The organism is Streptomyces sp. NPDC053560 (assembly GCF_044544605.1).
In the GTDB taxonomy this organism is placed as follows: Bacteria; Actinomycetota; Actinomycetes; order Streptomycetales; family Streptomycetaceae; genus Streptomyces.
The window spans coordinates 1-11574 of sequence record NZ_JBITXI010000027.1 but is presented as its reverse complement, the minus strand read 5'-3'; the positions used below and the strand labels follow the sequence as shown (position 1 = coordinate 11574).

Genomic DNA, 11574 nt, shown 5'->3' with positions numbered 1-11574 from the left:
TCCTTTCGTCCGGGGCAGCACCGCCGCCCAAGAGGAGTTCTTCATGACCACACCGACCGAACTGCCGTCCCTCAAGGCCAAGATGCCGACCGTCCTGAGTCTGAGCCCGCTCCTGCGTGAACTGCAGTCGCGCGCCCCGGTGTGCAAGGTCCGCACGCCGGCCGGTGACGAGGGCTGGCTCGTCACCCGGCACGCCGAACTCAAACAGCTGCTGCACGACGAGCGCCTGGGCCGCGCCCACGCCGACCCGCCCAACGCGCCGCGCTATGTCCAGAACCCGTTCCTGGACCTGCTCGTCACGGACGACGCCGACGTGGCCCGTGAGGTGCACGCCGAGATGCGCCGACTGCTGACCCCGCAGTTCTCCGCCCGCCGGGTCCTGGACATGATGCCGAAGGTGGAGGCCATCGCCGACGGCGTCCTGGAGCGCTTCCTCGCGCAGGGCAACCCCGGGGACCTGCACGGCGGTTTCTCGATGCCGTTCTCCCTCTCCGTGCTGTGCGCGCTGATCGGCATCCCCGCCGAGGAGCAGGGCCGGCTGGTGGCCGTCCTCATGAAGTTGGGGGAGCTGGCCGACCCGGTGCGCGTGCAGGAGGGGCAGGACGAGTTGTTCGGCCTGCTGGTGGAGCTGGCCCGCCGCAAGCGTGTCTGCCCGGAGGACGACGTCATCTCCCGGCTGTGCGCCTCGGTGCCGTCCGACGAGCGCATCGGCCCGATCGCCGCGGGGCTGCTCTTCGCCGGCCTGGACAGCGTGGCGAGCCACATCGACCTGGGCGTCCTGCTGTTCACCCAGCACCCCGAGCAGCTCAAGGCGGCGCTGGCCGACGAGAAGGTCATGCGCGGCGGCGTCGAGGAGATCCTGCGCTCGGCCAAGGCGGGCGGCTCGGTGCTGCCACGGTACGCCACCGCCGACGTGGAGGTCGGCGGCATCACCATGCGGACCGGCGACCTGGTCCTGCTCGACTTCACCCTCGTCAACTTCGACGAGCAGGTCTTCGACGAGCCGGAGGTCTTCGACATCCACCGGGCGCCCAACCCGCACCTGACGTTCGGGCACGGCATGTGGCACTGCATCGGCGCGCCGCTGGCCCGGATGGTCCTGCGGACCGCGTACACGCTGCTCTTCACCCGCCTGCCCGAGCTGCGTCCCACCCGCCCCGTGGAAGAGCTGCGGGTCCTGTCGGGCCAGCTCTCGGCGGGGCTGACCGAACTGCCGGTCACCTGGTAGCCACCGCCGCGGCCGGTCCGGTGGCGGCGCACAAGTGAGGGCCCCCATCCCGCTCGGCTGGGGGCCCTCACGTCTGTGGGGCCGGTGCGCTCAGCTCTCCAGCACGGTGATCGCGCCCGAGGGGCAGACCGCCGCCGCTTCCCGCGCGCTCTCGACCGCCGCGGCGTCGGCCGGCGGGGCGAGCACGGTCACCAGGCCGTCGTCGTCCTGGTCGAACACGGCCGACGCGCTCAGGACGCACTGTCCGGCACCGACGCAGCGCTCGGTGTCCACGCTGATACGTGCCATCATCATTCCTCCGAGGTCTCGTACCGGGGGCTCCGGTGGCCGCCGGGGACCGGTCGGTGCCCGGCGGCCGGCGGGGCTCACGTCCAGGTGACGGGCAGCTCGTGCAGGCCGAACAGTACGCCGTCGTACTTCAGCGGCAGCTCCTCGACGGGGACGGCCAGCCGCAGGGTGGGGATGCGCTCGAAGAGCGTGCGGTAGGCGATCTCCATCTCCAGGCGCACCAAGTTCTGGCCGAGGCACTGGTGGACGCCGTAGCCGAAGGCCACGTGGGAGCGCGCCGAGCGCTCGGGGTCGAACTCGTCGGGCGTTTCGAAGACCGTGTCGTCGTGGTTGGCCGCGGCGATCAGCGGCACGATGCCCTCGCCGGCCCGGATCAGCTGGCCGCCGATCTCGACGTCCTCCACGGCCACCCGGAATGCCACCAGGTCGGCCACCGAGTAGTAGCGCAGCAGCTCCTCCACCACACGGTCGTCGCCGATCCACTGCGGATTGCTGAGCAGTTGCACCACGCCGAGGCCGATGTTGTTCGCCGTCGTCTCGTGACCGGCGATCAGCAGCAGCATCGCCACGCCGGAGAGCTCCTGACGGGACAGGGTGTCCGCGGCGATGAGGCGGCTGATCAGGTCCTCGCCGGGCCGCCGCCGCTTGATCTGGATGAGCCGGCCCAGGTAGCGCAGCAGCGCCTGACTGGCCTTGTCGCGCTCCTCGTCGGTCGAGCTGAGCGTGACCAGGACCCGGGTCTTGGCCTCGAAGAAGTCGCGGTCGGCGGGCGGGACGCCGAGCAGGCTGGAGATGACCAGCGACGGCACGGGCAGCGCGAAGTCCGCGATCAGATCGGCGGAGTCGCCGGCGGCGAGCATGGCGTCGATCCGCTTGTCGACGATCTGCTGGATGGCGGGGCGCAGCTCGCGCACCTTGCGGACGGTGAACTCCGGGATCAGCGTCTTGCGGAACCGTCCGTGCTCCGGCGGATCCAGCGCCACGAACCAGCCGGGCACCTCGTCCTGTGAGGGCGCCCCACCGGTACGGCCCGCCTTCGGGAAGCCGGGCCGGGAGGGGTCGGCGCTGATCCGCGGATCGGTCAGCACGGTCCGTACGTCCTCGTGGCGGGTCACCAGCCACACGGGTCCGCTGGGCAGCTCGGAGCGGACCAGCCCTTCGCCTTCGCGGTAGGCGGTGTACTCCGGCGGCGGGAAGGACCGGCCCGGCTTGCGCAGCGGAAAGGAGACCGGGCACTTGGCCGCCGCTGTCGTCTCTCCGGTTTTGGTGGTCATGAGGCTCCGTAGAAGGCGCGGACGCGGTCGGTGATGAACTCCTGGTCCTGCGCGGTCAGACCGGTGTGGGTGGGCAGGTAGAAGCCGTCGGCGCTGAGCCGGGAGGCGTTCAGGTCCGGCCACCCCTCGTCGTAGTAGCCCGGCTGGCGGCTCATCGGCTTGAAGAACACCCGGGTCTCGATGCCCTCTCCGGCGAGGTGGGTGAGCAGCTCGTCGCGGCGCTCGGCCCGCAGGTCGTACATCCACAGCACGTCGCGCGGCGGCATCAGTGTGATGCCGGGGACGTCCCGCAGCGCCTCGTCGTAGCGCTTCTCGATGTCGCGGCGGGCGGCGATGATGGTGTCGAGCTGCTCGGTCTGCGCGAGCGCCACCGCGGCCTGCATGTTCGTCATGCGGTAGTTGTAGGCCAGCTTCTTGTGCAGGAAGCTGTGGTCCTTGGTGAAGGCCATCGCCCGCAGATGTGCCATCTGCTCGGCCAGGTGGGCGTCCCGGGTCAGGCAGACGCCGCCCTCGCCGGCTGTGATGATCTTGTTGGCGAAGAGCGAGAAGCAGGCGATGTCGCCGGTCGGCCGCACGCCGTGCGCCTCGGCGGAGTCCTCCACGACGCGCAGGTTGTACTCGTACGCCAGGTTCATGATGGCGTCCATGTCGCACTGCCGGCCGTAGATGTGCACCGGCATGATCACCTTGGTGCGCGGGGTGATCTTCTCCTCGATGCGCCTGACGTCGATGTTCAGGTCGTCGCCGCAGTCCACGAAGACCGGCGTGGCGCCGGTGTAGGTGACCGCCCAGGCGGACGCGATCATCGTGAACTCCGGGACGATCACCTCGTCACCGGGGCCGACGCCGAGCGCGCGGAGCGCCAGGGTGAGCGCCGTCGTGCCCGAGGAACAGGCCACGCCGTACGGCACGTCGTTGTACGCGGCGAAGGCCGCCTCGAACTGCTTGACGTACGGTCCCTGCGAGGAGATCCAGCCGCCGCCGACCGCCTCCGTCACGTATTCGAGTTCGCGGCCCTTGAGCCACGGCATGGACACCGGATGGGTATACGACATCAGTGGGTTCCTCGGTCAGTCGGTTGCCAGGGCGGGAAGGCCGAGCAGCAGGTCCGCCGCCGCGGTGCGGCCTCCGGCGTCCCGCAGCAGCCCGGCGAAGTGCTCCGCGCGCTCGGTGAAAGAGGGCTCGTCGAGCACACGGGTGATCTTGTCCAGCACGTCCTCGGTGTCGACCGTCTCCGGCCGGTCCAGCGTCAGGCTCACGCCGAAGTCCTGGCCGCGGATGGCCTGGTCGTCGCAGTCCACCCACAGCGGCCGCACCACCAGGGGCTTACCGAAGTACAGGCCCTCGTGGTAGCCGTTGCCGCCGGCGTGGGTGAAGAACACCTTCACGTTCGGGTGGGCCAGCACGTCCAGCTGCGACGGAACCCAGCTCTCGATGCGCAGGTTCGCCGGCAGCTCCTCGGCGGGCGGCAGCAACTCCTGCTGCTCGCGCGGGAGCTTCCACAGCACCTGGTGTCCTTCAGCGTCCAGTCGCCGCGCGACCTCCACCAGCGAGGCGACCTCCTCGCGGGTCAGCCGGGTGATCGTGCCGAAGCCCATGTAGACCACGGACTTCTGCGCCGACAGCCACTCCGACACCTCGTCGTCGTCCGGCGCCTGGGGGAGGGGCGGCACCATCGTGCCGACCAGCCGCATCTTCTCGTGCATCGGGAAGGGGTAGTCCAGCTCGGGCACCGAGTAGCAGAGCACCTGCTCGGCGTGGTCGATCCGGGCCATCATCTGCCGGGCCTCCGGGGCGATGCCCAGCTCCTTGCGGATGCGGTTGTCCTCCTCGACGACCTTGCGGACGGACGACGTCATGAACATCCCGAGCGTACGCACCCGGAACAGCTGGTTCTCGATGCGCTGACGCAACGTCATGTTTCCCGGCAGGCCCGAGTGCGGCACCGGGAACCCGGACGGCGTGTAGGACTTCGCGAACGGCACGTGCGACGTCAGGACGTTGCTCGGCACGAACGGCACGCCCAGCACGAACGGAATGCCCTTGGTGATCGCCAGCTCGTACCCGAACTGGCACATGCTCTCGATCACCATCAGCGCCGGCTGGATCTCTTCGACCACCTTCTCCAGGCTGCGGTACTTCTCGATCCGTGACTCAGGTGCGAACGAGTGCTTGATGACCGCACGGTGCGCCTTGAACCGCGACCGCTGTGTCACCTCGGCGTACGTCTCGTCGTCCCAGGTGACCGCGGACATCTGCGAAACGGTGTCACCCAGCGAGGCGAACTCCACCGGGCTGCCGACCGCCGCGGCCGCGATGTCGCCACGCGCCTTCTCGTCCGTGGCGAACCACAGGTCCGGCACCTCCCGCCGGGACAATTCCCCGGCCAGGACGAGCAGCGGATTGAGGAGGCCGCTTTCGGCATAACTGACGAACAGGATCGGCCGCCGATTCGCGCCCATGGACAACACCTTCCGGAAAGTGGCGGACCGCCGGGCCCGCGCGCCACGCACCCACACACGGCCGGTCGCCGAGTGATCGCATTCACCGCCGCCGCCCGTGGCCCATGCCCCTGAGGGCACCGGCACCGGCCGGACCCGGGGAAGCGCCGCGTGTGGAAGCGGGTCTCCGTAACTTGATCTCACGCCACGGTCCGGGGATTCCCTAGTCTTCGCGCCCCGGCGGGTGTTTCCTGTCTCGCCGGGCAATGGTCCCCCGGCAACTTCCGTCATTCCTTAGGGAAAACCACAGCCCTTGCGCCCATACGATCCCGGCACGCAGAGGTGTTCGACGACCGACTTTCCGCAGGGGTGAGCTGGGCATGACGATCGGAGCCGACGAGGACCCGATAGTGGTCGTCGGAATGGCCTGCCGCTATCCGGGCAGGGTCGAGAGCCCGGAGGACCTCTGGGAGCTGGTCCTCGGCGGGCGTGACGCCATGACCGGCTTCCCGGACGACCGCGGCTGGGACCTGGCCGCGCTGGCCGGCGACGGACCGGACCGCAGCGCGACCGGCGAGGGCGGTTTCCTCACCGGCGCGGCCGACTTCGACGCCGCCTTCTTCGGGATGTCCCCCCGCGAGGCCGTCTCCACCGACCCCCAGCAGCGCCTCGTCCTGGAGACCGCCTGGGAGGCCGTCGAGCGCGCCGGGATCGACCCGCACTCCCTGCGCGGCAGCCGCACCGGCGTCTTCATCGGCACCGGCGGCCAGGACTACGCCGCCGTCACCCGGAGTTCCCCGGACGACCTGACCGGGCACGCCCTCACCGGTCTGTCGCCCGGCGTCGCCTCCGGGCGCCTCGCCTACTTCCTCGGCCTGGAAGGCCCGGCCGTCACCGTCGACACCACGTCCTCCTCATCCCTGGTCGCCCTGCACATGGCGGCGCGCTCGCTGCGGGCGGGGGAGTGCGCCACCGCCCTGGTCGGCGGGGTCACCGTCATGTCCACCCCGACGAGCTTCATCGGCCACGGCCGGCAGGGCGGACTCGCCCCCGACGGCCGCTGCAAGGCGTTCTCGGCCGACGCGGACGGCACCGCCTGGGCGGAGGGCGTCGGCGTCGTCGTCCTGGAGCACCTCTCCACCGCACGCGCCGCCGGCAACCCGGTCCTCGCCGTGCTGCGCGGCTCGGCCGTCAACCAGGACGGCGCGTCCAACGGCCTGACGGCGCCCAGCGGACCGGCCCAGGAGCGCGTCATCCGGGCGGCGCTGGCCGACGCCGGACTCCGGCCCGCCGACGTCGACCTGGTCGAGGCGCACGGCACCGGCACCAGGCTCGGCGACCCGATCGAGGCCCAGGCCCTGATCGCCACCTACGGCCATGACCGCGACCACGGGCGCCCCCTCCGCCTCGGTTCCCTGAAGTCGAACATCGGCCACGCCCAAGCGGCGGCAGGCATCGGCGGACTCATCAAGACCGTGCAGGCCATCCGCCACGGCCTGCTGCCCAGAACCCTCCACGTCACCTCCCGCACCCCGCACGTGGAGTGGTCCGAGGGCGCGGTGGAGCTCCTGACCGAAACCCTGCCGTGGCCGGAGACCGGCCGGCCGCGCCGCGCCGGCGTCTCCTCCTTCGGTATCAGCGGCACCAACGCCCACGTGATCCTCGAAGCGGCCCCGGCGACCGACCGCCCCGCTGCCGCGCCGGACGCCGCCGACGGTACGACGCCCCCCACCGCCGTACCGGAGGCCGCAGGCGCCGCGGTCCGCCCCACCGCCGTACCCTGGCCGGTCGCCGCCGCATCGCCGCAGGCCCTCGACGCGCAGCTCGCCCGACTGCGGTCCTTCGTCCGCGACCACCCCGGGCTCGACCCGCTGGACGTCGGCTTCTCGCTGGTCACCGGCCGGGCCGCGCTGCGCCACCGGGCGGTCCTGCTGCCCACCGGGCAGGGCATCGCCGAGGAAGCCCGCGCCGAGTCCGGCGACCGCACCACCGCCGTCCTCTTCTCCGGCCAGGGCAGCCAGCAACTCGGCATGGGACGCGGACTCGCCCGCCGCTTCCCGGTCTTCGCCGACGCCCTCGACACCGTCCTGAAGGTGCTGGACCCGCACCTGGACCGCCCGGTGCGCGAGGTGATGTGGGGCGCCGACGCCGCCCTGCTCGACGAGACCGGCTGGACGCAGCCTGCCCTGTTCGCCGTCGAGGTCGCCCTCCACCGGCTGGTGGAGTCCCTCGGCCTGCGCCCCGACTTCGTCGGCGGCCACTCCATCGGCGAGATCACCGCCGCCCACGTCGCCGGGATGCTCTCCCTGGAGGACGCCTGCCGCCTGGTGGCCGCCCGGGCCACGCTGATGCAGGCGCTGCCCAAGGGCGGCGCCATGATGGCCGTGGAGGCGTCCGAGGAGGAGGTGACACCGCTCCTCGGCGAGCACGTCTCGCTCGCCGCCGTCAACGGCCCCGCTGCCGTCGTAGTCGCCGGCGAGGAGCCCGCCGTACTGGAGATCGCCGCGGCCTTCGCCGGCCTCGGCCGCCGCACCCACCGGCTGGCCGTCTCCCACGCCTTCCACTCACCGCTCATGGAGCCGATGCTCGACGCCTTCCGGGAGGCCGTCGGACAGCTCACCTTCCACGCCCCGGACCTGCCGATGGTCTCCAACCTCACCGGCGAGCTCATCGGCGCCGAGGCCACCACCTCCGAGTACTGGGTACGGCACGTCCGTGGGACCGTCCGCTTCGCCGACGGCGTCGCGGCCCTGCGCGCGGCCGGCGCCGACGTCCTCCTCGAACTGGGCCCCGGCAGCGTGCTGTCCGCCATGACCCGCGACCTGCCCGGCGCCGGCAGCGCGCTGCACGTCGTACCGGCCCTGCGGAAGGACCGCCCGGAGGAGACCGCGTTCGCCGCCGCGCTGGGCCGGCTGCACGCCCTGGGCGCGCCCGTCAACTGGCGCGCCTTCTACGCCGGCACCCCCGCCCGCCGCGTCGACCTGCCGACCTACGCCTTCCAGCGCGAGCGCCACTGGCCGAGCCCGGCGCGCCCCGGCACCGCCGGCGCGGGTGCGCTCGGCCATCCGCTGCTGGACACCGCCGTCGAACTCGCCGACGGCGGCGGCACGGTGTGCTCCGGCACCCTCTCCCTCCGCACCCACCCCTGGCTCGCGGACCACGCCGTCGCCGGGCGCGTCCTGCTGCCGGCGTCCGCGCTCGCTGAACTCGCCGTCCGCGCGGGCGACGAGGCGGGCTGCGACGTCCTGCACGAACTCACCGTGAGCGCGCCGCCCGCCCTCCCGGACGCCGGCAGCCTCCACGTACAGGTCCGCGTCGGCCCCGCCGACGCCGCGGAGCGCCGCACCGTGACCCTTCACGCGCGTCCCGACGGCGCGCCCTCCGGCTCGTGGACGCAGGCCGCCACCGGCGTACTCGGGACGCTGCCCGAGGGCGCACCCGTCCCCGACACCGCCTTCGCGGGGCCCGTCTGGCCGCCCGCCGACGCCGCGCCCCTCGACCTCGACGACCACTACGACCGCCTCGCCGACCAGGGTTTCGACCACGGCCCCGCCTTCCGCGGCCTGCGGGCGGCCTGGCGGCGCGGTACCGAGACCTTCGCCGAGGTCGAACTGGCGCACGCGGTCGCCGGCGACGCGGCGGCCTACGGACTGCACCCTGCGCTCTTCGACGCGGCCCACCACGCCGCCCGGCTCGACGCGGGCGCGCTGGCCGTCGCCTGCCGGGGCGTGCGCCTGCACGCCGTCGGGGCCACCGCCCTGCGCGTGCGGCTCCGCCAGGGTGAGGACGGTACGCCGGAACTGACCGCCGCCGACGTCCACGGCGCGCCCGTACTGACCGTCGACGCGGTCACCACGCGGCCGCTGACCGAGGAGGAGCGCACCGCACCCCGGTCTCCCCGGGCCCCGCGCACCGACGGGACGGCCGACGCGCGGCAGGCCCGGCCCGCCGCGGCCCGCCCCGGCACGGCGGTCCCGGAGGAGGCACCGGACGGCACGGCCCCTGAGGACACCGCGGCGCGGCTGGCCGCGCTGCCGCCTGCCGTCCGCGAGCGCCACCTCCTCGATGCGGTGCGTACGCAGACCGCCGCCGTACTGGGCCATGCCGGGCCGGAAGCGGTCGCCGCACACGGCACCTTCAAGGAGCTCGGGCTCGACTCCCTCGCCGGCGTCGAGCTCCGCGACCGGCTCACCGCGCTCGCCGGGCTGCCGCTGCCCAGCACGCTCGTCTACAACTTCCCCACCCCCGAGCTCGCGGCCCGCCGCATCGGGGAGCTCCTCGCCGCCGCCGGTCCCGGAGCCGCGGGACCGTACGGCGATGAACTCGACAGGTTCGAGGCCATCGTGCAGAACCTGCCGGCGGGCGGACCCGAGCGACGGGCCGTCGCCGACCGCCTGGAGGCCATGATCGCGGCACTCCGCCAGAACTCACCCGCAGAGGTGCGCTCCTCGGACGAGGACATCGACACGGTGTCGGTCGACAGGCTGCTCGACATCATCGATGAAGAGTTCGAAACCACATGAAGAATTCGTTGCTTTCGTTCGCGAACCGTTGACGAGGACGGACCGATGCCGGAACCCCAGCAGGACCAGCAGGAAAAAATTGTCGACTACCTTCGCCGGGTCGCCTCCGATCTCCGCCGCGCCCGCCGCCGCATAGACGAACTGGAATCCAAGGACAACGAGCCCATTGCGCTCGTCGGAATGGGCTGCCGGCTGCCCGGCGGCGTCAGCTCGCCGGAAAGTCTGTGGGAACTCGTGGAATCCGGCGGCGACGCCATATCCGGATTCCCCGCCGACCGCGGCTGGGATCTCGAAGCCCTCACCGGTAACGGCGAGGGAAGCAGCAGCACACACGAAGGCGGATTCCTCTACGAGGCCGCCGAATTCGACGCCGCGTTCTTCGGTATTTCGCCGCGCGAGGCGACCGCCATGGACCCGCAGCAGCGGCTGCTGCTGGAGGTGTCCTGGGAGGCGCTGGAGCGCGCGGGCATCGCGCCCACCTCGCTGCGGGGCAGCCGGACCGGCGTCTTCGTCGGCTCCTACCACTGGGGCGCCCCCTCGGCCGACACCGCGACCGAGCTGCACGGCCACGCCCTGACCGGCACCGCCGCCAGCGTCCTGTCCGGACGCCTCTCCTACACCCTCGGTCTCGAAGGCCCGGCCGTCACGGTCGACACCGCCTGCTCCTCGTCCCTCGTGGCCCTGCACATGGCGGCCCAGTCGCTGCGCAGCGGCGAGTCCTCGCTCGCCGTCGTCGGCGGCGTCACGATCCTCGCCGAGCCGTCCGTCTTCGTGGAGTTCAGCGCCCAGGGCGGCCTGGCGCCGGACGGCCGCTGCAAGGCGTTCTCCGACGCGGCCGACGGCACCGGCTGGGCCGAGGGCGTCGGCGTCGTCGTCGCCGAACGGCTCTCCGACGCGGTACGCAACGGCCACCCCGTCCTCGCCGTGCTGCGCGGCTCGGCCGTCAACCAGGACGGCGCCTCCAACGGGCTGACCGCCCCCCACGGGCCCTCGCAGGAACGCGTCATCCGCCAGGCGCTGGCCCGTACCGGCCTGACCGCCGCCGACATCGACGCCGTCGAGGCGCACGGCACCGGCACCCGGCTCGGCGACCCGATCGAGGCGCAGGCGCTCCTCGCGACGTACGGCCGGGACCGTGACCCGGAGCGCCCGCTGTGGCTGGGCTCGCTCAAGTCCAACATCGGCCACACCCAGGCCGCCGCCGGTGTCGCCGGCGTCATCAAGATGGTGATGGCGCTGCGGCACGGGCTGCTGCCGCGGACCCTGCACGCCGAGGAGCCGTCCTCGCACGTCGACTGGGCCGCCGGCGGCGTACGGCTGCTCACCGAGGCGCGGGACTGGCCGGAGACCGGCCGCCCGCGCCGTGCGGCCGTGTCGTCGTTCGGCATCAGCGGCACCAACGCGCACGCCCTCCTGGAACAGGCCCCCGAAGCGGCCGCGGAGGACGCCGCCCAGGACCTGCCGCGGGGACCGGCCGCCGAGCCCGGCACCCTGCCGTGGATCGTCTCCGGACACACCGAGCCGGCCCTGCGCGACCAGGCCGCCGCCCTGCTGTCCCGCGTCGAGCGCGCCCCGGAGCTGCGCCCGCAGGACGTCGGGCACAGCCTTCTCTCCTCCCGTGCCCTCCTCGAACGGCGGGCCGTCGTGCTCGGCAACCGGCGCGACGACCTCGTCTCCGGCATCCGGGAGCTGGCCGCCGGCCGCTCCTGGCACGGCCTCGTTGAAGGCGTCGCGGACGTCGATGGCCGTACGGTGTTCGTCTTCCCCGGCCAGGGTTCGCAGTGGGCCGGCATGGGTGCTCAACTCCTGGATGAGTCGGC

Annotated in this window: 6 protein-coding genes and 1 pseudogene; 3 read left to right on the top strand and 4 right to left on the bottom strand. The window is 72.5% G+C overall.

Features of this window, described 5'->3' with window-relative positions:
• The first annotated feature begins 43 nt into the window (after positions 1-43).
• On the top strand, positions 44-1228 hold the full coding sequence (locus ACIGQF_RS38100; protein WP_399720568.1) for a cytochrome P450: 1185 nt from the start codon (positions 44-46) through the stop codon (positions 1226-1228).
• Positions 1229-1318: 90 nt separating this feature from the next.
• Here the strand turns inward: ACIGQF_RS38100 and ACIGQF_RS38095 are convergent, their stop codons facing one another.
• The 4 genes from ACIGQF_RS38095 to ACIGQF_RS38080 form a co-directional block, all read right to left on the bottom strand.
• Positions 1319-1516 carry a ferredoxin gene (locus tag ACIGQF_RS38095; protein WP_399720565.1) on the bottom strand — a complete coding sequence of 66 codons (198 nt, stop codon included), beginning with the start codon at positions 1514-1516 and terminating at the stop codon, positions 1319-1321.
• A 77-nt stretch (positions 1517-1593) separates the two neighbouring features.
• Entirely contained in the window at positions 1594-2790 is a 1197-nt protein-coding gene (locus tag ACIGQF_RS38090) for a cytochrome P450 (RefSeq protein WP_399720562.1), read from the bottom strand.
• On the bottom strand, positions 2787-3845 hold the full coding sequence (locus ACIGQF_RS38085) for a DegT/DnrJ/EryC1/StrS family aminotransferase (RefSeq protein ID WP_399720559.1): 1059 nt from the start codon (positions 3843-3845) through the stop codon (positions 2787-2789). The genes ACIGQF_RS38090 and ACIGQF_RS38085 overlap by 4 nt, the downstream gene beginning before the upstream one ends.
• Positions 3846-3860: 15 nt before the next feature.
• A complete protein-coding gene (locus ACIGQF_RS38080; protein WP_399720556.1) occupies positions 3861-5252 on the bottom strand; it encodes a glycosyltransferase in 1392 nt (463 codons plus the stop codon).
• 374 nt (positions 5253-5626) lie between these two features.
• Between ACIGQF_RS38080 and ACIGQF_RS38075 the strand changes: the two are divergent.
• Both ACIGQF_RS38075 and ACIGQF_RS38070 read left to right on the top strand, forming a co-directional pair.
• Positions 5627-9754, top strand: a pseudogene (locus ACIGQF_RS38075) (type I polyketide synthase); the annotation flags it as partial.
• Positions 9755-9799: 45 nt separating this feature from the next.
• Positions 9800-11574 (top strand): type I polyketide synthase (locus tag ACIGQF_RS38070; RefSeq protein ID WP_399720553.1); only part of this gene is annotated, 1775 nt, incomplete at its 3' end.